This window comes from Rhodanobacter sp. BL-MT-08, assembly GCF_054161255.1.
On sequence record NZ_CP167872.1, the window covers coordinates 2,703,013 to 2,724,216 of the forward strand.

Here is a 21,204-nt window from a genome sequence, read left to right on the forward strand (position 1 = left end):
GCCTCGTCCGCGGGTTAGCCGCCTTTCTCCAACCGTTCGATCATCGGCGCTCGTGCAGCCATGATCAGGGCGGCCGCCCGCGCTTCGTCCATGCCTTCGATATCGATCAGGTCGTCCACGGCCTGATCGGCCAGGTCGTCCAGCGTGCTGATTTCGCGTGCGGCCAGTGCGTAAGCGGTGGCCTCGTCCATGCCCTCAAGCGCGAGCAATTCGTCGGAAGGCTGATGGTCACCCACGCCCTCCTCCGCTGCCAGTGCCTCGGTGAGCAGGGCATCGCGGGCGCGGGCGCGCAGTTCCTCGACGATATCTTCGTCGAAGCCCTCGACGGCCAGCAGCTCGGCGCTCGGCACGTAGGCGATTTCCTCGACGCTGGAGAAGCCTTCCTGCACCAGGATAATGGCGATTTCCTGGTCGACTTCAAGCTTGTCCATGAACAGCTGGCGCGCGGCCTCCTGCTCGGACTCGCTCTTGGCGGTGACCTGATCCTGGGTCATCACGTTGAGCTGCCAGCCGGTGAGCTTGCTGGCCAGACGCACGTTCTGGCCACCGCGACCGATCGCCTGGGACAGCTTGTCCTCGGCCACCGCGATGTCCATGGAGTGCTTCTCTTCATCCATGATGATCGACTGCACTTCGGCTGGCGCCATCGCATTGATGACGAACTGCGCCTGATTCTCGTGCCACAGGATGATGTCGACGCGCTCGCCGTTGAGATCGTTCGACACCGCCTGCACGCGCGAACCGCGCATGCCGATGCAGGCGCCGATCGGATCGGTACGGCTGTCGTGTGCCAGCACGGCGATCTTGGCGCGGTCGCCCGGATCGCGGGCGCAGCCCTTGATCTCCACCAGGCCCTGGCCCACTTCCGGCACTTCGAGCTTGAACAGTTCGATCATGAATTCCGGGGCGGCGCGCGACACGAACAGCTGCGGGCCACGCACTTCGGACTTCACCTCGTAGAGATAGCCGCGCACGCGATCGCCAACGCGAGCCGATTCGCGTGGAATCGTCTTGTCGCGCGGGATGAAGGCCTCGGCATTGCTGCCCAGGTCGAGGTAAATGTTGCCGCGCTCGACGCGCTTGACGATGCCGGTAACCAGCTCGCCCACGCGATCGGCGAAGGCGTCCACGACTTGCTGGCGCTCGGCTTCGCGCACGCGCTGCACGATCACCTGCTTGGCGGCCTGCGCAGCGATGCGGCCGAACTCGGCGTTCTCGACCTGCTGCTCGATGAACTCTCCGACCTCGGCGCCGGGGCGCTCGTCGATCGCGTCCATCAGGCGCAGCTGATAGGACGGCGACTCCATCTCGCCATCGTCGGCAATCACTTCCCAGCGGCGGAAGGTTTCGTACTCGCCGGTATCGCTGTCGATAGACACGCGAATATCCGGCTCTTCGTCCGGATAGCGCTTCTTCGCCGCCGAAGCCAAAGCGGCCTCCATGGCTTCGAAAATGACTTCACGCGGCACGCCCTTTTCATTGGCGACGGCATCAACGACCAGCAAAAGCTCTTTGCTCATTGCAGCAACTCCATAGGCGCCCGCAGGCTTCCCAAACGTTGTCTATTGCGTTCATCCCTGAACACCAGGATCACGAAGCGGCCATCCATGGCCGCACTATTCAATGCCTCAATCACTTGCCGGCCGGCTTGCCGCCGCGTTTGGGCTGCGGCGCATAACCCAGCGCCACCCAATCCGGCACCACGCGGGCGGTATCCACCAGCGAATGCTCGAACGCGAACGTCTTGCCTTCCGCTTCCAGCGTAATGTGCTCGCCTTCCACGGAGACCAGCTTGCCGCGCAGGCGCCGACGACCGTCCAGTGGCGCATTCAGCAGCAGCTTGATTTCCTGACCGACAACCTTCGCAAACTGCGCTGCGCTAAACAGCGGACGATCCAGGCCGGGCGAGGACACTTCCAGCACATAGTTGCCCGGAATCGGATCCTCGACATCCAGCAGGGCCGACAGTTCGCGGCTTGCCGTTTCGCAATCCTCGATGCCTACCTCGCGACGTTCACCGTCTGCGCCAGCCTCACCGGGTTCGCTCTTGTCCAGCAGATCCAGATAAACCCGAAGGGTACTCTGCCCATGCGACGGGGTGAACTCCACACCGATGCATTCCAGCCGCAGATCGGCCAGAACGTCGTTGAATCGCACCGCCAATGCCTTTGTATCCATGGGTTTGTCTCCCAGACCACCGTCAATCACATCATCAAACTGGGAACCGCAGAAACAAAAAAAGGGCTCCGACGGCCCATTTCCTTACTCCGCCGATGTATCTGCTCTACCGCACCTTACCGCGCCAAAAACATCCGATTCCAGCGCCGCGTGGCCTTACGCCCAACAAAAAAGCCTCACAAGGAGGCTTTCTTTGCATCAAGAAAGATCTGGTAGCGGGGGCAGGATTCGAACCTGCGACCTTCGGGTTATGAGCCCGACGAGCTGCCAGACTGCTCCACCCCGCATCAGAGTCCAAGAAGTTTAATCGTATGGCCGGTTTCTTGCAAGCGAATGGCCACCGAAAAAGTCATAAACATGCAATTGAACGGTCCGACGACGAAGCGGTGGACGATCACAGACCGAACGCGCTGCGGCACCAGCCCAGCAGGGGACCCCAGAACAGGCCCAGAGCCAGCAATGCCAGTGCATTGAGTGACAGCACGATTCGTAGCGACGCATCCGGCTTCGCGGCCAGCACGCTGCCTTCGGCCGGTTTGTCGAAATAAACCACCTTGACCACGTGCAGGTAGTAGTACAGGCCGATGATCGCAAACACCACGCCCACCAGCGACAGCCACAGCATGTTGGCGTGAATCGCCGACTCCAGCACCAGCACCTTGGCCCAGAAGCCGACCAGCGGCGGCACGCCGGCAAGCGAGAACATCGCCAGCATCATCAGAAAGGCCAGCCAGGGCGACTTCTGATTCAGGCCTTTCAGATCGGAAATCTCCTCGCACTCGAAGCCCGATCGTGCCAGCGCCAGAATCACGCCGAATGCCGCCACGCTCATCAGCGCGTAGCAGATCGCATAGAACATCGCCGCGGCATAGCCCTCCGGGCTGGCAGCCGACAGGCCGAGCAGCAGATAGCCCATATGCGAGATGGTCGAATAGGCCAGCAGACGCTTCAGATTGGTCTGCACGATCGCGACCAGGTTACCTATCGCCAGCGACAGCACCGCCAGTACCGCCAGCATCAGCTGCCACTGGTGCGCCAGGTCGCCCATGCCGGCATCGAGCAGGCGATACGCCATGCCGAACGCCGCCAGCTTGGAACCCGACGCGATAAACGCGGTGACCGGCGTCGGCGCACCCTGGTAAACGTCCGGAATCCACATGTGGAACGGTGCGGCGCCCAGCTTGAAGCCGATGCCGACGATCATGAAGATCAGCCCGAACAGCAGCAGTTTCGGCGCCGTGGTGTACGACGTGACGTGGTGCAGCTGCGCCAGATCCAGCGTCGGCGTGCCGCCCATGCCCGAGGCGCCGTAAACCATCGACATGCCGTACAGCAGCATGCCCGAGGCCAATGCACCGAGCACGAAATACTTGATCGCCGCTTCCGACGGCAGCCGGGCATCGCGATTCAATGCCACCAGCGCATACGAAGACAGCGACAGCAGCTCCAGACCCAGGTACACCGTGACCAGGCTGCCGGCAGACACCAGCAGCATGATGCCGATCGCCGCGAAGATCATCAGCGTATAGAACTCGCCGTTCACCAGCTTGCGATCGATCAGATACGGCCTGGCGTACACAAAAACGATGGCCGTGGTGAGCAAGGCGAAGACCTTGAGGATCTCGGCCACGTGATCGCGCACGAACATGCCGCCAAAGGCGGTGACCGTCTGCGCCGGCTGGCCGGCGATGACCAGATAGATCCCCACGAGCAGCACCGCAATGGAAATCCAGTGCAGCATCGGCCGCTCGGCGGACTTCATGAACGCGTCCAGCAGCAACAGCAAGCACGCGGCCACTACCAGATAGAACTCCGGCAGCATGATCAGGATGTCATTCAAATTCGGCATTAGGGCGTGTCCGCACATATGAAATGGGCCGCGCCGGAAGCTGTTTGCGCGCAAGACCAGGAAGAGTGAGAGAGCGTATGTCGATACGCGACCGAGCGATGACGCAGGCATGCGGGCAAACAGATCCGGCCCGAAGGGTTGTCCCGTAATGGCCGCCATGCGGCAGCGCGCGGCTTGATCAGGGAGCCACCCTGACCTGCGCCACGCACTCCCACCTGACGGCCATTACGGGACAACGCGACCCATTTGATATGTGTGGACACGCCCTCGGTCCCGATCAAATCTTGTGAATGGCAAGCTGCTGCACCAGATGCGACACCGAAGTGTCCATCAGGTGGACCAACGGCTGCGGCCAGACGCCGAGCGCCAGTACAGCTGCGGCAAAGGCGATCAGCACGAAAGTCTCGCGACCGTTGATCTCCTTCATCTCGGCCACGTGCGGATTGGTGATGTCGCCCCAGAGCACGCGCTTCACCATCCACAGCGTGTAGGCCGCACCGATGATCAGCGTGAAGGCGGCGAATAGCGCAATCCACGGATTGGCGCTGAAGCTGGCCAGAATCACCATGAACTCGCCGACGAACCCGCTGGTGCCCGGCAGGCCGCAGTTGGCCATCGCAAACAGCACATAGAAAAAGCCGAACCACGGCATCACGTTGATGACGCCGCCGTAATCCTTGATCTGGCGCGTGTGAAGGCGGTCGTACATCACGCCGATACAGCTGAACATCGCGCCCGACACGAAGCCGTGCGAAATCATCTGGATCATGGCGCCCTGCATGCCGAGCTTGGCCATGTCGACGCTGGCCGGATCGCGCACCAGCAGAAAGGCGATGAAAATGCCCAGCGTCACGAAGCCCATGTGGGCGATCGACGAATACGCCACCAGCTTCTTCATGTCCTCCTGCACCAGCGCGACGTAGCCGATGTAGACGATCGCGACCAGGCTCAGCACGATCACCAGCCAGGCGTAGTGTGCGCCGGCGTCGGGCGTGATCGGCAGAATGAAGCGCAGGAAACCGTAGGTACCCACCTTCAGCATCACCGCCGCCAGCACCACCGAGCCGCCGGTCGGCGCCTCGACGTGCGCGTCGGGCAGCCAGGTGTGCACCGGCACCATTGGCACCTTGATGGCAAAGGCGATCAGGAAGGCGAAGAAGATCCAGGTCTGCTCCTTCATCGTCAGCGGCAGTGCCGCCAGCGTGGCGAGGTCGAACGTGCCCGCCTTTTGATACAGATACAGCAGCGCGATCAGCATGAAGACCGAGCCGAAGAACGTGTAGATGAAGAACTTCAGCGTGGCATACACGCGCCGCGGCCCGCCCCAGATACCGATGAGGATGAACATCGGGATCAGGATCGCCTCGAACAGCGCATAGAACAGCAGTGCGTCGGTCGCGCAGAACACGCCGATCAGCAGGCCTTCCAGCACCAGCATCGCGGCCATGTACTGATGCGGCTTGTCCTGAATGACTTCCCATGCGCCGACGATGACCAGGATGCTGACGAAGGTGGTCATCAGAATCAGCGCGACGGAGATGCCGTCCGCCGCCAGGCCGTAATGCACGCCCCACGACGGGATCCACAGGTAGTTTTCGACCAGCTGCATACCGGCGGCATCGGGTTGGTACTGCACCAGCAGGAACAAGCTGACCACGAAGGTGAGCACCGCCACGATCAGCGACAGCCAACGTGCGAGATGGGGCCGCTTCGACCCGGCCAGCAGCACCGGAATCGCGCCGGCAACAGGTAGCCAGATCAGCAGGCTAAGCAAGTGAGTGAACATGTGTGCCTGCTTCCCTTATTGCCCGGCCACGCCGGAACCGATCAACCAATATCCGCCCAGCAAAACGATCAGGCCGACGATCATGGCAAACGCGTAGTGATACAGATAACCCGACTGCAGACGGCGCACCGTGGCCGCGATGCGATGAACCAGGCTCACCGACCCGTTGACCATCACACCATCGATCAGGCCGGCGTCGGCAACCTTCCAGAAGCCCTGCCCTAGCTTGACGCCGCCGCGAGCAAAAACCGCAAAGTAGACATTGTCGACCCAGTACTTATTGTCCAGAACGGTCCACAGCGGCTTCAGCGCGCTCTTGATCTTGCCCGCCATCGCCGGGTTGAACAGGTAGATATAGGTCTGGATAAGGAAAGCCAGCACGACCAGACCGAACGGACCGATCGGGTTGAACCCGTGCAGCGCCATGTCCATGGCGCCGTGGAATTCCTTGCCGACTTCCGCCAACACGTTGTTGGCCTCGTCGATATGGATCGCGCTGCCGAACCAGTTGCCGAACAGCATCGGGCCCACGGTGAAAAAACCGATGAACAATGAGGGAATCGCCAGCAGCACCAAGGGCACCGTCACCACCCAGGGCGACTCGTGTGGCGCATGCTCCAGCACGCCCGACTCATGGTGATCGTGATGATCGTCCAGGTGCGCATGCCCGTGGTGCTCGACCACGGTAAAGCGCTCCTTGCCGTGAAAAGTCAGATACATCTGGCGGAAGGTATACAGCCCCGTGACCATGGCGCCCGCCATCACACAGAAGTAAGCGTAGCCCGCACCCCAGCGATGGGACTCGCCGACCGCCTCGATGATCGCGTCCTTCGAATAGAAGCCCGAAAAGAACGGCACGCCGCACAGCGCGAGCGAACCGATCCACATGGTGATCCAGGTGATCGGCATGTACTTGCGCAGGCCACCCATATAGCGCATGTCCTGCTCGTGATGCATCGCGATGATCACCGAGCCGGCGCCGAGGAACAGCAGCGCCTTGAAGAACGCGTGCGTCATCAGGTGATACACGGCACCGGTGTAGGCCGACACACCCAGCGCCACCGTCATGTAACCCAGCTGCGACAGCGTGGAGTACGCGATCACGCGCTTGATGTCGTTCTGCACGATGCCGATCATGCCGGTGAACAAGGCCGTGGTCGCACCGATCACCATGATGAAGCTGAGAGCGGTCTGCGACAGCTCGAACAGCGGCGACATGCGCGCCACCATAAAGATACCCGCCGTCACCATCGTCGCCGCGTGGATCAGCGCGGAAATTGGGGTAGGGCCTTCCATCGAGTCCGGCAGCCACACGTGCAGCGGAACCTGGGCCGACTTGCCCATCGCGCCGATGAACAGGCAAATGCACACAACAGTGGCAGCATCCCAGTGCGTGTTAGCGGTGATCTGCAGCGTCTTGCCGACCAGGCTGGGTGCGGCGGCAAAGGCGGTGGTGTAGTCCATCGTGCCGAGGAAATACAGCACGCCGGCGATGCCGAGCAGAAAGCCGAAGTCGCCTACGCGGTTGACCAGGAACGCCTTGAGATTGGCGAAGATCGCGGTGGGCTTCTTGTACCAGAAGCCGATCAGCAGGTACGACACCAGGCCCACTGCTTCCCAGCCGAAGAACAGCTGCATGAAGTTATTGCTCATCACCAGCATGAACATCGAGAAGGTGAACAGCGAGATGTAGGCAAAGAAGCGCTTATAGCCCGGGTCATCGCTCATGTAGCCAATGGTGTACAGATGCACCAGCAGCGAGACGAAGCTCACCACCACCAACATCATCGCGGTCAGGCGATCGACCATGAAGCCGACGCTGGCGCTGAAATGCCCGATCTGGAACCAGGTATAGAGGTTCTGGTTGTAGACCGGCGCACCGCCGAGGGTGAGCTCGTACAGCACGTAGAAAGCCAGCGCGCACGAGATCGCGACGCCGAGGATGGTGACGGTATGCGAACCGGCCCGACCGATGAACTTGCCGAGAAAACCGGCCAGCAGACACCCGACCAGGGGCGCCAGGGCGATCGTCAGCAAAATGGAGGTGGAAAGACCCATGTGCTCAGCCCTTCATGCTGTCGATATCGGAGATATTGATCGTGCTGCGATTGCGGAACAGCAGCACCAATATCGCCAGACCGATGGCCGCTTCTGCCGCGGCCACGGTGAGGATGAAGAAGACGAACACCTGACCCGACACATCGCCGAGAAAACGCGAGAACGCCACGAAGTTGGTATTCACCGCCAGCAGCATCAGCTCGATCGACATCAGCAGCACGATGACGTTCTTGCGGTTGATGAACAGGCCGGCGACGGCGATGCAGAACAAAATGGCGCCAAGCACGATGTAGTGCGATAGCGTGATCATGAGCTTGGCTCCTGGGGCGGAACAGGCGTTGGCTGAGCGGGACGCACGGCGTCCATTTTCACGAGGCGGACGCGGTCGCGCGGATTGACGCGCACCTGCTCGCTGGCCGACTCGTGCCGCGTGGCGTCCACACGCTGACGCAGCGTCAGTGCCACGGCGGCCACCACACCCACGGTAAGAATCAACGCCGCCACTTCGAACGGCAGTAGGTATTTGGTATACAGCGCCTGGCCCAGCCACGCCGTGTTGGACACGCCGGCCACGGCCGCGGGATCGGCGCCCATGGCCTGTGCATGCATGGCCTTGACGCCGATCAGGCCAAGCATTTCGACCAGCATCGCCGCGGCCACGATCAGGCCCACCGGGAGGAACTTGACGAAGCCCTCGCGCATTTTTTCCTGATCGATGTCCAGCATCATCACCACGAACAGGAACAGCACCATCACCGCGCCGACGTAGACGACGATGACCGCCAGCGCGAGAAACTCGGCGTCGGCCAGCATCCACAGGCATGCCGCGCTGAAAAACGTCAGTACCAGCGAGAGCACGGCGTGCACGGTGTTCTTCAGCGTGATCACCGCCAGCGCGGCCACTACAGCGATGAAGCCGAACAGGTAAAAACAGATGAGTTGCAGCAGTTGGGGATTCATGAGTCGACGGCCTCAGCGATATGCCGCGTCTTGGGTACGGTCAGCGGCGATCTGCTTCTCGAAGCGATCGCCGATGGCGAGCAGCTGCAGTTTGTTCACCACGTTCTCGCCTCGATGCTCGAAGTGGTACTCGTGGATGCTGGTTTCGACAATCGAGTCCACCGGGCAGCTCTCCTCGCAAAAGCCGCAGAAGATGCACTTGAACAGATCGATGTCGTAACGCGTGGTGCGACGCTGACCGTCGCTGGCGCGCGGCGCCGAGTCGATCGTGATGGCCAGGGCCGGACACACTGCCTCGCACAGCTTGCACGCGATGCAGCGCTCTTCGCCGTTGGCGTAGCGGCGCAGCGCATGCAGGCCGCGGAAGCGGTTCGACTTCGGAATGTGCTCCATCGGATAGCGCACGGTGTATTTCGGCTTGAACATGTAGCGAATGGTCAAGCCCATGCCGCGAAACAGTTCGATCAGCAGCAGACTTTTGAAATAGTGGGTAATGCGGGACATGACTTTCTTCAGACTCCCGTGCCAGGAATGAAACCGACCGTGACCCAGCCGAAATATTTCAGGCAGCCGGCCACGAGAACCCACACGATGGCGATGGGAATGAATACCTTCCAGCCCAGCCGCATGATCTGGTCATAGCGGTAGCGCGGAAAGCTGGCGCGAAACCAGAGAAACAGGAACGAAAACAGGAAAGCCTTGATCAGCAGCCAAGGGAAGCCGGCGTGCCCAATGAAACCCCACGACGACGGGAACGGCGACAGCCAACCGCCCATAAACAGGATCGCCGAGAGAAAACTCACCAGAATCATGTTGGCGTATTCGGCGAGGAAAAAAATCGCGAACGCCGAGCCGGAATACTCCACGTGGAAACCGGCAACGATTTCAGACTCACCCTCTGCGACGTCGAAAGGCGCGCGGTTCGTCTCGGCCACGCCGGAGATGAAATAAATCACGAACACCGGCAGCAGCGGCAGCCAGAACCAGTCGAGCAGACCTTTGTGACCGGCTTGCGCGTTGACGATATCGGTGAGGTTGAGGCTGCCTGCCAGTACCAGCACGCAGACCAGGCAGAGACCCATCGCCAGCTCGTACGAAATCACCTGGGCGGCAGAGCGCATCGCGCCGAGCAGCGCATAGCGCGAGTTGGACGCCCAGCCGGCCAGAATGATGCCGTACACGCCCATCGAGGTCATCGCCAGCAGATACAGCACGCCGGCGTTCGCGTTGGACAGCACCATCTTGCTGCTGAAGGGAATCACCGCCCAGGCCGCCAGCGCAGGCACCAGCGTCAACATTGGTGCCAGGTAATAAAGGAAGCGATTCGCCGTGGTCGGCAGGATCACTTCCTTGATCAGCAGTTTGACCACGTCGGCGAACGCCTGCAGCAAGCCGAAAGGACCGATCTTGTTCGGCCCCATGCGGACGTGCATCCAGCCGATGACCTTCCGCTCCCAGTACACGAACATCGCTACGGCGAGGATCAGCGGGATCGTGATGCAAAGGATGTAGACGATCGGCCACACGAGATGATTGATGAGTTGATCAACCATGATGCTTATGCCTTGCTCAAAGTAATGGCGGCGCCGTAAGGCGGCAGTGCGGCGGTAACGTCATACCCGGCTTCGATCCAGACGGTGCCAGCGGGAACGGTCTCATCGATCGTGAGCAGCAGCGTCGCGTCGGCCACGCGGACCTGCTCGCCACCGGCCAGACCGAGGCGCTTCGCCTCGTCCAAGTTGACGCGCACGGCAGCCGCACGGTTCAGTGGATGCGCCTGCAGTGCGGTGGCACGGCGCAGCACGGCGTCGGTGCGATAGATCGGCAGCGTGGCCAGACGCACCAGACCGGAAACATCCTGACGCTTGGCCAATGCGGCGGAGGCTATCGCCGGCCGCTCTACAATGCCGTCGCGCAGGCCGGCAAGATCGTCGAATTCGAAGCCGGCCAGCTGCAGCGAACCGCCCAGCGCACGCAGCACCTTCCAGCCCGCGCGCGTCTGTCCGGGGGCTTTAGCACCGGCAGCCACGTTCTGGGCCAGCCCGTCGACGTTGACCAGGGTCGCGTCGATTTCCGGCAGCAGCGCGATCGGCAGAATCACGTCGGCCACTTCGCGCAACGCCGGGCTGGCGTAAGCGCTGAAAGCGACGACCTGCTCTGCCGCGCGCAAAGCCTTCAGCGCCGCGGCGCCGTCGGCAAAATCGTGCGGCGGCTCGACGCCGTACAGCACGTAGCTCTTGCGCGCCTGGGCCAGCATGGCCTGCGCATCGAGGCCGCCGTTGCCCGGCAGCACGCCGAGCTTGGCCAGACCAACCGCGTTGGCACCGACCGGCAATTCGTTGTAGCCGGCGCCGGTCGCTTCGGCGATGAAACGGGCAATTGCACGCAGCCACGAGGCCTGCGGATGGGTGACCGCGGCTTCGCCAAGAATGATGACGGCGCTACCGGATTTCAGCGCGTCGACGACCTCGCTGTCGCCATCGTCGCCGTGCGCGCCGTCAATGGCGTCGGCCAGCGCAGCTGGCGCCGAAGCGCCTGCGCCCACGGCGGCCTTGGCCACTGCCAGCAGGGCGTCGACCATGGCATGCGGCGCCACGATGGCCTGACCTGCCAGCGGATAGTTGAAGGCAAACTGTGCCGGGTTGACCAGATAGACCTTGGCACCCTTCTTGGTCGCCTGGTGCAACCGGTGATTGACCAGCGGCATCTCGTGACGCAGATCGGAACCGACGATCAGCGCCGCCTTGACCTTGTCGATCTCGGCCACCGGCAAACCGAACGTCGCGGCGACCGCGTTGTCGGCAAAGTCGAGCTGGCGCAGTCGGTGATCGACGTGCGCACTGCCCAGACCGCGGGCCAGCCGCATCAGCAGATCGCCCTCCTCGTTCGAGGTCGCGGGGTGAACGAGAACGCCCAGTTCGCTGCCCGATTCCTTCTTCACGGCTTCGCCGGCAAACTTCAGCGCGTCTTCCCACGTCGTGACTTGCCACTGGCCGTTGCGCTTCACTTCCGGTGCGCTGATGCGATCAGCCGCATACAGACCTTGATAGCTGTAGCGATCGCGGTCGGACAGCCAGCATTCGTTGACCGCCTCGTTATCGCGCGGCACGGTGCGCAGCACGTCGCCGCGACGCGTATGCAGCCACAAATTGGAGCCCAGCGCGTCGTGATAGGCGATCGACGGCTTGGCGATCAGCTCCCAGGCGCGCGCCTGGAACTGATATGGCTTGTTGGTCAATGCGCCGACCGGACAAACGTCGATGATGTTGCCGGAAAGCTCGGTTTCCAGCGTCTTGCCAATATAGGTGCCGATCTGCAGATTTTCGCCGCGGCTCATGCCGCCGAGCTCGTAGGTACCGGCAATTTCGCTGGTGAAGCGCACGCAGCGCGTGCACTGGATGCAGCGGGTCATTTCCGTGGCGACCAGCGGACCGAGATTTTCGTCGGTGATGGTGCGCTTGCGCTCGGTGTAGCGCGACACGCTGCGGCCGTAGCCCAGCGCCACGTCCTGCAGCTCGCATTCGCCGCCCTGGTCGCAGATCGGGCAGTCCAGCGGATGGTTGATCAGCAGAAACTCCATCACGTCTTTCTGGAATTTCAGCGCCTTGTCCGAACGCGTGGTGACCTTCATGCCCTCGGCGACCGGCGTGGCGCAGGCCGGCTGCGGCTTGGGCATCATCTTGCCGCCCATCTCCACGTCAACCAGACACATGCGGCAGTTGGCGGCGATCGGCAGCTTGCGGTGATAGCAGAAGCGCGGGATGGCCACGCCAATGGCGTCGGCCGCTTCGATGATCATCGCGCCCTTGCGGATCTGGGTCGGCTTGCCGTCGACCTCGATATTCAGCAGATCGGGCGCAGCGTGGCTAACGGGCTGCGCGCTCATGCGGCCACCCCGCGGCTCGCTTCGGCCATCTGGTCTTCAGTCATCGAACGACCGTGCTCCACGTAATATTCGAATTCATGCCAGAAGCGGTTGAGGAAACCCTGCACTGGCCATGCGGCCGCCTCACCGAAGGCACAAATGGTGTGACCCTCAATCTGACCGGCGACGGCCTTCAGGCGATGCAGATCGTCCGGCACGCCCTTGCCCTCGACGATGCGCGACAGCACGCGGTACATCCAGCCGGTGCCCTCTCGGCACGGCGTGCACTGGCCGCAGGATTCGGCGAAATAGAAGCGCGAAATGCGGTGGCAGACCTTCACCATGCAGGCGGTGTCGTCCATCACGATGACCGCGCCCGAACCCAGGCCGGAACCGGCCTTTTGCAGACAGTCGAAGTCCATCGTCATGTCCATCATGATCTCCGCCGGCAGCACCTTCATCGAGGCACCGCCGGGAATCACGGCCTTCAGCGTACGACCCGGCCGCAGTCCGCCGGCCATGTCGAGCAGGTCCTTGAACGGGGTGCCCAGGGCGATTTCGAAGTTGCCCGGCTTGGCCACGTGGCCTGACACCGAGAACACCTTCGGACCGCCGTTGTTCGGCTTGCCGATATTAAGGAACCAGTCCGCGCCGTTGCGCATGATCGCCGGGATCGAGGCGTAGGTTTCAGTGTTGTTGATCGTCGTCGGCTTGCCGTACAACCCAAAGTTGGCCGGGAACGGCGGCTTGAAGCGCGGCTGCCCTTTCTTGCCTTCGAGCGACTCCATCAGCGCGGTTTCTTCCCCGCAGATGTAGGCGCCGGCGCCGAGCGCGGCGTAAATGTCTACATCCACACCGCTGCCCAGAATGTCCTTGCCCAGCAGGCCGGCGGCATAGGCTTCTTTCAACGCCTCTTCGAAATGCTCGAACGGCTCATGATGAAACTCGCCGCGCAGATAGTTGTACGCCACCGTGGAACCGGTGCAGTAGCAGCCGATGGCCAGACCTTCGATGACCGCATGCGGGTTGTAGCGCAGAATGTCGCGATCGTGCGAGGTGCCGGGCTCCGATTCGTCGGAGTTGCACAGCATGTATTTCTGCATCGTACCTTTCGGCATGAACGACCATTTCAGACCGGTCGGAAACCCGGCGCCACCGCGCCCGCGCAGCGCGCTCTTCTTGACCTCTTCGATCAACGTGGCCGGATCGGGCTTTTCGGCGAGAATCTTCCGCCACGCCTTATAGCCGTCCATTTGCTCGTAGCTGTTCATTGCCCACGGCTTGTCGAAATGCAGCGTGGTCAGGACAACCTGATGCTCTTTGGGTGCGGGTCCGACTGCCATGATCTACTCCAGCCCGTCCAGAATTTTGTCGAGCTGCTGGATATCCAGATACTCGTGGTAATGCCCGTTGACGGTCATCGCCGGCGCGCGCACGCAGGCCGCGATGCACTCTTCTTCTTTCTTCAGATACACGCGGCCGTCGGCCGTGCTTTCGCCCAGCTTCACGCCGAGCTTCTTTTCGCAGTGGCGCACGAGATCGTCGGCGCCGTTGAGCCAGCACGAGATGTTGGTGCAGATCGCCACGTTGTTGCGGCCGACCGGCTTGGTTTCCAGCATCGAGTAGAAGCTGGCCACCTCGTACGCCCAGACGGTGGGCAGATCGAGGTACTTGGCCACGGCGGCGATCAGGTCGTCGCTGAGAAAGCCCTGGTTCTGCTCCTGCGCCGCGAACAGCGACTGGATCAGCGCCGAGCGCTTGCGGTCGGGCGGAAACTTGGCGACCCAGGCGTCGATGTGATGACGCGTGTGCTCGCTGAGCACGACCAGCGGGTCGACGTTCTTGACCTGGTCAAAATGTCCGGTGACTTTCATAGATGCTTTCCTTCGGACTCAGCGGTCGACTTCGCCGAACACGAGATCGTAGGTTCCAATCATGGCCACCACGTCGGCGAGCATGTGGCCGCGCACGATGGTGTCCATGGACGAAAGATGGGCAAAGCCCGGTGCGCGCAGATGCACTCGGAACGGTTTGTTGGCGCCATCGGAAACCAGGTAGCAGCCGAACTCGCCCTTGGGCGCTTCCACCGCGCAGTAGGTTTCGCCAGCCGGCACGCAGTAGCCTTCGGTGAACAGTTTGAAGTGATGGATCATGGCTTCCATGTCCTCCTTCATCTCGAAGCGCGTGGGCGGCGCGACCTTGAAGTTTTTCACCATCACCGGACCCGGGTTCGCCTTCAGCCACTGCACGCATTGCTGGATGATGCGATTGGACTGGCGCATTTCTTCCACGCGTACCAAGTAGCGGTCGTAGCAGTCGCCGTTGACGCCGACCGGAATGTCGAAATCCACGTCGGCGTATTTCGCGTAAGGCTGCTTCTTGCGCAAATCCCATTCCACACCCGAACCGCGCAGCATGGCGCCGGTCATGCCCCACTGCTGGGCCAGCTCCGGGCTGATCACGCCGATACCAACGGTGCGTTGCTTCCAGATGCGGTTGCCGGTGAGCAGCTCTTCGTACTCGTCGACCTTGCTCGGGAAATCGTTGGTGAATGCTTCGAGGTAGTCGAGCATCGAGCCTTCGCGCCAGCTGTTGATGCGCTTGAGGTCGTTACCCTTGTGCCACGGCGACTCGCGGTACTGCGGCATCTGCGCCGGCAGATCGCGATACACGCCGCCGGGCCGGTAATACGTCGCGTGCATACGCGCGCCAGAAACGGCCTCGTAGCAGTCCATCAGCTCTTCGCGCTCGCGGAAGGCGTACAGGAATACCGCCATCGCACCGAGATCCAGCGCGTTCGAGCCCACCCACATCAGGTGGTTGAGGATGCGGGTGATCTCGTCGAACATGGTGCGGATGTACTGCGCACGCTCGGGCGCCTCGATACCCAGAAGGGTTTCGATGGCGCGTACGTAGGCGTGCTCGTTGCACATCATCGAGACGTAATCGAGCCGATCCATGTAACCGATGGACTGGTTGAACGGCTTGGACTCAGCCAGCTTCTCGGTGCCACGGTGCAGCAAGCCGATATGCGGATCGGCACGGACGATGGTTTCGCCGTCCATTTCCATGATCAGACGCAGCACGCCGTGCGCCGCAGGATGCTGCGGGCCGAAGTTCATCGTGTAGTTACGAATCTCTTGCACGATCAGTTCCTCTGCCAGTCGTCGGCGGCTTCGGCTTCGGCCTGCATCAGGTCGGCGTCGTTGCGGATGGTGCGCGGTACCAGCACGCGCGGCTCGATCGACACCGGCTCGTAGATCACGCGCTTCTGCTCGGGGTCGTAGCGCACTTCGACGTTGCCGATCAGCGGGAAATCCTTGCGGAATGGATGCCCCACAAAACCGTAGTCGGTGAGGATGCGGCGCAGGTCCGGGTGACCGTCGAAAATAATGCCGTACAGATCGAACGCTTCGCGCTCGAACCAGTTCACGCCCGGCCAGATCAGCGTCAGCGACGGCACCACCGGCAGCGTGTCGTCATCGCAGAACACGCGCAGGCGCAGGCGGCAGTTGTGCACGATCGACAGCAAATGCACCACCACGGCGAAGCGGCGCGGCTTGTCTTCGCTGCGCGGGCGGCTGGCCCAGTCGAAGCGACCCATCGCCTGGCCTTCCACGCCGCGCGAAAAGCCAGTGCTTGAAACCGAGTCGGTATCCCATTCGACCTGGCTGTAGCCGAGGTAGTCGATACCGCACATATCCACCAGTTCGCTGAACTGGAACGCCGACTCATCGCGTAAAGCGGTGGCGACCGCAATCAGATCGGTGGCAGACAGTTCGGCGGTGGTCTCGTTGCGGACCGTGCTGATAGTGAGCGTTTCGCCGAATCGCGCGGCGAGACGGTCGGCCAGCGCGTTCGAATGTGGGTCGGACATGAAGAGCCTCTTACGAACGCGCGATGGTGCTGGTGCGACGAATTTTTTTCTGCAGCTGCAGAATGCCGTGGATCAACGCTTCGGCCGTCGGCGGGCAGCCCGGCACGTAGATGTCCACCGGCACGATGCGGTCGCAGCCGCGCACCACCGAATACGAGTAGTGGTAGTAGCCGCCGCCGTTGGCGCAGCTGCCCATCGAGATCACCCACTTCGGCTCCGGCATCTGGTCGTAGACCTTGCGCAGCGCGGGGGCCATCTTGTTGACCAGGGTGCCGGCCACAATCATCACGTCGGACTGGCGCGGGCTGGGGCGGAAGATCACGCCGTAGCGATCCAGATCCAGACGCGCCGCACCGGCGTGCATCATCTCTACCGCGCAGCAGGCCAAGCCGAAGGTCATCGGCCACATCGAACCGGTGCGCGCCCAGTTCATCAGCGCATCCACGCTGGTGGTGGCGAAGCCGCGCTGGACGATAGGATTGTCACCGGCCGGCCGAAGAATATCGTCGACCAGATTCAGCGGCTCCGGGTTATGCATCACCCGGCTGATGGAATTGCTCATTCCCATTCAAGCGCCCCTTTCTTCCAGACGTAAGCGAAACCGATCACCAGCAGCAGCAGGAACAGCGCCATCTCGATCAGCGCCACGGCGCCGATCTTCTGAAACACCACCGCCCACGGAAACAGGAAGGCGATTTCCAGATCGAAAATGATGAAGAGAATGGCCAGCAGGTAATAGCGCACGTCGAACTGCATGCGGGCGTCCTCGAACGCCTCGAAGCCGCACTCGTACGGCGCCAGCTTTTCAGCGCCCGGACGGCTCGGACCTGCCAGCAGGCCGATGGCGAGAAGCGCCAGGCCCAGGCCGATGGCCACGGCGATGAACAACAGAACGGGCCAATATTCGGCAATCACGATGCAACTACCTCCGCGCCGTGAGGCGCATCAGTGACCGCGGGGAAACGGTCTGGCGGCTTTGGGGTCGTCAGGCCAATGCAGCGGGGAGCTGATCAGCCAAGCCTGCAGGCACGGGGCCCGAAGCATCTGACGTTTCGCGAAGAACGGGTCCGCGAACCTCGGTATTGTACCAGCGCGTACGGGTACTACGACAAGCACTAATGAGCGCAACGTGCCGATTGACCGCAGGTCGACACGGCCGTCCCGGCGGCACGATTACATCGTGTGCGTCGCGCGATCCGAGGTCAGCGTACCGGCGAGAATATTTTCGATGCGGCTGCGCGCCGCTTCGGCGTCGCCGGATTCGTTGAAGTGCACGCCAATACCAGCCGTGCGATTTCCCTGTGCACCAAGCGGGCTGATCCATACCACTTTGCCGACCACCGAAAGCCGCTCGGTTTCCTCGGCCAGCGTCACCAGCAAAACCACCTCGTCGCCCAACGCATAATGTTGCGCCGTCGGGGCGAACAGGCCGCCGTTCTTCAGGAACGGCATATAGGCGTTGTAGAGCGAGGGTGCATCTTTGATCTTCAACGAGATGATGCCCTGTCGGGCAGCGGTCACCACGGGTTTCATACTTGACTCCTGCCGGTCGAACGCATCAACCAATCGATGGCTCGATCATAAAGGCTGCGCTCCCATCGCACCACCGCGGCGGCGGCGCACAACCGCCGTGGCCGTGTGCACGCCCGCGGCTTCGATCGCGCATCAGGCGCCGGGCTGACGACCATCCAGCAGCGACTGGCGCTCGCCGGCCAGTTGACTCCACGAAAGCGGCGGCAGCCAGCCAGCCACCCATCGGGGTACCGACTCGCCCGGCATCGGACGCGAAATGGAAAATCCCTGCAGCTGATGGCAGCCCAGCGACGCCAGCACGTCACCCTCTTCCGACGACTCGACGCCTTCGGCAATCACCGACTTGGCCAGCATGCGGGCCGTGGTGATCACACCGGCAGCGATCGCCATATTGCGGTCGTCGCTGAGGATATCGCGCACGAACCGCTGGTCGAGCTTGATATGTTCGATGTCGAGCTGCTGGATATGGCTCAGCGATGCGCTGCCGGTGCCGAAGTCGTCCAGCCCCACGCGGATGCCGCGGCGACGGCACTCCTCGATCACCACAGTCGCCTGCGCGTGATCCATGCTTGGGCCCGTTTCGGTGATCTCGATGCCGAAGCCCACGTCCATCACCTCAGGATACGCATCCAGCGCCACATCGATATCGCTGAAGAACGCCGGATGCAGCAGATGCCGCGTGCTGATGTTCACCGATACCGGCATCGATACGCCTCGCCGCAGCCAGTCCCGACAGTGCTTGAACGCCTCGCTCAAGACGAAGCGGCCGATGGGCCGAGCCAGCTGCGGGTCGTCGAGTGCGTGAGTAAAGTTGGCCGGTTCGATCAGGCCCAGCTCATCGTCGTACAAACGGATCAGCGCCTCCATGCCGGCCACGCCCTGCGGACCGGCAAGACCATCCACATAGACGATCGGCTGAAACAGCAGCCGCAGTCTCGACTGCACCAGCGCCTGGGCGACGCGTTCGCGCATGGCCTGCAGGCGCAGCTGCTCCAGCTCCATCGCCGGCTCGTACAGCGCGCCGCGATCCTTGCCCTGCTGTTTGGCCGCGTACATGGCCAGATCGGCGTGGCGTACCAGCCCTTCGGCATCGGCCGGGTCGAGCGGAAAAAGCGTCCAGCCAATGCTGGCCGACAGGTGCAACTGCTCGCCGCTGCAGTGGAACGGCAGCCGCAGCGACTGCAGGATGCAGCGGCTGATCGCGTCGAGCTGCTCCCTGCTGTCCAGCCCGGGAATCATCAGCGCAAACTCATCGCCACCGAACCGCGCCAGCACGTCGACCGGGCGCAACAGGCCACGTACCCGTGCCGAGGCCTCCACCAGCACCTGGTCGCCGCCGTCATGTCCGATCGTGTCGTTGACGCTTTTAAAGCGATCCAGATCCAGCACGCCGATCGCCAGCAGCGACCCATGCTGGCGCGCGCTGACCCGCTCTTTTTCAAGCAGATCGAACAGCAGTCGTCGATTGGGCAGCCCGGTGACCACGTCGTAAAACGCCAGGCGGTGAACGCTGGCCTGCTGGATTTTCTGCGAGGTGACATCGCGCTGATTCCAGATGCGCCCGTGGCGAACGCCGTCGATATAGATCGGTGTGAAGTCGCGCAGCAGAATGCGCCCGTCGCGCATGTGCACTTCCTCATCCTTGATTGCGACGCCACGGTGGAGGATCTCCCTGAGCCGCAGAAACTCCGCGTCAGGATCCTGATATGCGTCTGTGAGGCGTTCAAAAATTACGCTCGAAGTCTGGTTCTCCAGCTCGGCCGGCGTCTTCTCGAAACCGTAAAGCCTGCAGAAGGCCTCATTGGCGAACATCACCCGCCCTTCTTCGGAGATCACCAGAATGCCCGAGTGCTGGTGCGAGAGAATCATGCGGAAATGCTGCAGGCTGAAGCGCAGCTCGCGCTCTGCCGCGAGACGCGCTGCGCGCGCGCGCTGAATCTGCAGACCCAGACCCAGTTCGACGCCCATTTCCGCAAACACCTGCAGTTCCGTGGCGCTGAACGCACCAGCGTCGGTGGTGCCGATGACGAATGCACCGACGATCACGTCATCCACCCTTAGCGGCAGCGCCAGGAGTGCGCGCAGCGGCATCGTATGATCGTCAGCGGGGCCTTCGTGGAGTCCCGCAGACGACGGATACGAAACCCGCGGCTCACCTGCCCGCCGCGCCAGCAGTGCGACTGCGGCGGCGTGACCCTCAACCCGCGCCAAGACCACGGGCTCCGTCGCGTCGCAGCGACTGAAGCCATGGCGCGCTTGCCACTGGATGCCCGATTCGCTCGCATCATCCGACAATCCGATCCATGCCAAAGCGTAGCTGCCGATGTCTCCGGCCAGATCGCAGGCGTCAGCCAGCAGCTGCAGCTCATCCCTGCTGCGCGATACCAGCTTGATCATTTCACTGAGCAGCCGCAGCGCCTGCCGCTGGCGCGCCTCTTCGCGCACCGACTCCAGCAGACGCATACGCTGCTGATACGCCTCCAGCCCGAGCCCGATACTCGCCGCGGCCTGCTGCAGCAGATCGATCATGGCCGGCGAGAAAAAATCGGCGTCGGACGACCGTATCACCAGACCGGCCCGCACTTCACCGAACATCAGTACGGGTACCGCGATCGACGAAGTGACGCCATGGCGCTTGAACGCATGGCGAAAGCCTTCCATGCCCGACATATGCGCAATATCGGCTTCCAGCTGCGGCGTGCCCTCCCAGAACGAAGGCAACGCAACGGCAAACGGCAGCCGCTCGGGATAAATATCCTCCATCCCCGCCGGGACCCGCGCCGGCGCTATGCGCCGAAACCAGCCGCCGGCGCGATCGACCTCGCCGACCATGACCAGACGCGCGCCGATGCGCCGCTCCAGCACCTCGATCACCGCTTCGTACAGCACCGCAGGATCGAGCGAGCGCAGCAGCAGTTGGCCGAGATCGGAAAGCGCCGCATAACGGCTTTCGCCCGATACGTCCCGAGGTTTCAGCCCGGGGCCAACCAGTCGCGGGTTCTGATCCGATGTACGCATGCAGGTTGCCAGCCGGTAAGCGGAATCCGTCCACCTGCCATAAGCCCACAGGGCGAACAGATCGGCGGCATTCTTTTCGG

At 62.3% G+C, this 21,204-nt stretch carries 18 protein-coding genes and 1 tRNA gene; all 19 read right to left on the minus strand.

Annotated elements, in window-relative coordinates; all coding sequences use genetic code 11:
• Window positions 1–14: 14 nt before the first annotated feature.
• Window positions 15–1,520 carry a transcription termination factor NusA gene (nusA, locus tag ACDK93_RS11950; protein ID WP_458068870.1) on the minus strand — a complete coding sequence of 502 codons (1,506 nt, stop codon included), beginning with the start codon at window positions 1,518–1,520 and terminating at the stop codon, window positions 15–17.
• 112 nt (window positions 1,521–1,632) lie between these two features.
• On the minus strand, window positions 1,633–2,178 hold the full coding sequence (locus ACDK93_RS11955) for a ribosome maturation factor RimP (protein ID WP_458068872.1): 546 nt from the start codon (window positions 2,176–2,178) through the stop codon (window positions 1,633–1,635).
• A gap of 210 nt (window positions 2,179–2,388) precedes the next feature.
• Window positions 2,389–2,465 (minus strand) — tRNA-Met (locus ACDK93_RS11960).
• Between the two features lie 107 nt (window positions 2,466–2,572).
• A complete protein-coding gene (gene nuoN, locus ACDK93_RS11965; protein WP_458068873.1) occupies window positions 2,573–4,027 on the minus strand; it encodes an NADH-quinone oxidoreductase subunit NuoN in 1,455 nt (484 codons plus the stop codon).
• A gap of 277 nt (window positions 4,028–4,304) precedes the next feature.
• Complete coding sequence (locus tag ACDK93_RS11970; protein WP_458068874.1) at window positions 4,305–5,813, minus strand: NADH-quinone oxidoreductase subunit M; 1,509 nt, start codon at window positions 5,811–5,813, stop codon at window positions 4,305–4,307.
• A gap of 15 nt (window positions 5,814–5,828) precedes the next feature.
• Window positions 5,829–7,871, minus strand: coding sequence for an NADH-quinone oxidoreductase subunit L (nuoL, locus tag ACDK93_RS11975; protein WP_458068875.1), 2,043 nt, complete (start codon window positions 7,869–7,871; stop codon window positions 5,829–5,831).
• A gap of 4 nt (window positions 7,872–7,875) precedes the next feature.
• Window positions 7,876–8,181 (minus strand): NADH-quinone oxidoreductase subunit NuoK, encoded by a 306-nt coding sequence (nuoK, locus tag ACDK93_RS11980; RefSeq protein WP_179481613.1) that lies wholly within the window; start codon window positions 8,179–8,181, stop codon window positions 7,876–7,878.
• Window positions 8,178–8,831 carry an NADH-quinone oxidoreductase subunit J gene (locus ACDK93_RS11985; RefSeq protein ID WP_458068877.1) on the minus strand — a complete coding sequence of 218 codons (654 nt, stop codon included), beginning with the start codon at window positions 8,829–8,831 and terminating at the stop codon, window positions 8,178–8,180. The genes nuoK and ACDK93_RS11985 overlap by 4 nt, the downstream gene beginning before the upstream one ends.
• A 12-nt stretch (window positions 8,832–8,843) precedes the next feature.
• Entirely contained in the window at window positions 8,844–9,335 is a 492-nt protein-coding gene (gene nuoI / locus ACDK93_RS11990) for an NADH-quinone oxidoreductase subunit NuoI (protein WP_179481617.1), read from the minus strand.
• 8 nt (window positions 9,336–9,343) lie between these two features.
• Complete coding sequence (nuoH, locus tag ACDK93_RS11995; protein ID WP_458068879.1) at window positions 9,344–10,384, minus strand: NADH-quinone oxidoreductase subunit NuoH; 1,041 nt, start codon at window positions 10,382–10,384, stop codon at window positions 9,344–9,346.
• Window positions 10,385–10,389: 5 nt separating this feature from the next.
• Window positions 10,390–12,717 (minus strand): NADH-quinone oxidoreductase subunit NuoG, encoded by a 2,328-nt coding sequence (gene nuoG, locus ACDK93_RS12000; protein WP_458068880.1) that lies wholly within the window; start codon window positions 12,715–12,717, stop codon window positions 10,390–10,392.
• Window positions 12,714–14,039: an NADH-quinone oxidoreductase subunit NuoF gene (gene nuoF, locus ACDK93_RS12005; RefSeq protein ID WP_458068881.1), complete on the minus strand. Its 1,326-nt coding sequence runs from the start codon at window positions 14,037–14,039 to the stop codon at window positions 12,714–12,716. Before nuoF ends, nuoG begins: the two co-directional genes overlap by 4 nt.
• Before the next feature lie 3 nt (window positions 14,040–14,042).
• A complete protein-coding gene (gene nuoE, locus ACDK93_RS12010; protein ID WP_458068883.1) occupies window positions 14,043–14,570 on the minus strand; it encodes an NADH-quinone oxidoreductase subunit NuoE in 528 nt (175 codons plus the stop codon).
• Between the two features lie 18 nt (window positions 14,571–14,588).
• Entirely contained in the window at window positions 14,589–15,818 is a 1,230-nt protein-coding gene (locus ACDK93_RS12015; protein WP_458072443.1) for an NADH-quinone oxidoreductase subunit D, read from the minus strand.
• A 26-nt stretch (window positions 15,819–15,844) separates the two neighbouring features.
• On the minus strand, window positions 15,845–16,573 hold the full coding sequence (locus ACDK93_RS12020) for an NADH-quinone oxidoreductase subunit C (RefSeq protein ID WP_458068885.1): 729 nt from the start codon (window positions 16,571–16,573) through the stop codon (window positions 15,845–15,847).
• 10 nt (window positions 16,574–16,583) lie between these two features.
• On the minus strand, window positions 16,584–17,141 hold the full coding sequence (locus ACDK93_RS12025; RefSeq protein ID WP_179481631.1) for a NuoB/complex I 20 kDa subunit family protein: 558 nt from the start codon (window positions 17,139–17,141) through the stop codon (window positions 16,584–16,586).
• A complete protein-coding gene (gene ndhC, locus ACDK93_RS12030; protein ID WP_179481633.1) occupies window positions 17,132–17,488 on the minus strand; it encodes an NADH-quinone oxidoreductase subunit A in 357 nt (118 codons plus the stop codon). The genes ACDK93_RS12025 and ndhC overlap by 10 nt, the downstream gene beginning before the upstream one ends.
• A 258-nt stretch (window positions 17,489–17,746) precedes the next feature.
• Window positions 17,747–18,106, minus strand: a complete 360-nt coding sequence (locus ACDK93_RS12035) for a PilZ domain-containing protein (RefSeq protein ID WP_458072444.1) — start codon at window positions 18,104–18,106, stop codon at window positions 17,747–17,749.
• A gap of 132 nt (window positions 18,107–18,238) precedes the next feature.
• Window positions 18,239–21,124, minus strand: a complete 2,886-nt coding sequence (locus ACDK93_RS12040; protein ID WP_458068887.1) for a bifunctional diguanylate cyclase/phosphodiesterase — start codon at window positions 21,122–21,124, stop codon at window positions 18,239–18,241.
• Window positions 21,125–21,204 lie beyond the last annotated feature (80 nt).

Excerpts from the sequence above, each read along its gene's own strand:
- ACDK93_RS11970 (WP_458068874.1), bottom strand. The coding sequence starts at position 5,813 with ATGTTCACTCACTTGCTTAGCCTGCTGATCTGGCTACCTGTTGCCGGC.
- ACDK93_RS11985 (WP_458068877.1), bottom strand. The coding sequence starts at position 8,831 with ATGAATCCCCAACTGCTGCAACTCATCTGTTTTTACCTGTTCGGCTTC.
- nuoI (WP_179481617.1), bottom strand. The coding sequence starts at position 9,335 with ATGTCCCGCATTACCCACTATTTCAAAAGTCTGCTGCTGATCGAACTG.
- nuoE (WP_458068883.1), bottom strand. The coding sequence starts at position 14,570 with ATGAAAGTCACCGGACATTTTGACCAGGTCAAGAACGTCGACCCGCTG.
- nusA (WP_458068870.1), bottom strand. The coding sequence starts at position 1,520 with ATGAGCAAAGAGCTTTTGCTGGTCGTTGATGCCGTCGCCAATGAAAAG.
- nuoG (WP_458068880.1), bottom strand. The coding sequence starts at position 12,717 with ATGAGCGCGCAGCCCGTTAGCCACGCTGCGCCCGATCTGCTGAATATC.
- nuoH (WP_458068879.1), bottom strand. The coding sequence starts at position 10,384 with ATGGTTGATCAACTCATCAATCATCTCGTGTGGCCGATCGTCTACATC.
- ACDK93_RS12020 (WP_458068885.1), bottom strand. The coding sequence starts at position 16,573 with ATGTCCGACCCACATTCGAACGCGCTGGCCGACCGTCTCGCCGCGCGA.
- nuoF (WP_458068881.1), bottom strand. The coding sequence starts at position 14,039 with ATGGCAGTCGGACCCGCACCCAAAGAGCATCAGGTTGTCCTGACCACG.
- ACDK93_RS12015 (WP_458072443.1), bottom strand. The coding sequence starts at position 15,818 with ATGAACTTCGGCCCGCAGCATCCTGCGGCGCACGGCGTGCTGCGTCTG.
- ACDK93_RS12040 (WP_458068887.1), bottom strand. The coding sequence starts at position 21,124 with ATGCGTACATCGGATCAGAACCCGCGACTGGTTGGCCCCGGGCTGAAA.
- ACDK93_RS11955 (WP_458068872.1), bottom strand. The coding sequence starts at position 2,178 with ATGGATACAAAGGCATTGGCGGTGCGATTCAACGACGTTCTGGCCGAT.
- nuoL (WP_458068875.1), bottom strand. The coding sequence starts at position 7,871 with ATGGGTCTTTCCACCTCCATTTTGCTGACGATCGCCCTGGCGCCCCTG.
- ACDK93_RS12035 (WP_458072444.1), bottom strand. The coding sequence starts at position 18,106 with ATGAAACCCGTGGTGACCGCTGCCCGACAGGGCATCATCTCGTTGAAG.
- nuoK (WP_179481613.1), bottom strand. The coding sequence starts at position 8,181 with ATGATCACGCTATCGCACTACATCGTGCTTGGCGCCATTTTGTTCTGC.
- ACDK93_RS12025 (WP_179481631.1), bottom strand. The coding sequence starts at position 17,141 with ATGGGAATGAGCAATTCCATCAGCCGGGTGATGCATAACCCGGAGCCG.
- nuoN (WP_458068873.1), bottom strand. The coding sequence starts at position 4,027 with ATGCCGAATTTGAATGACATCCTGATCATGCTGCCGGAGTTCTATCTG.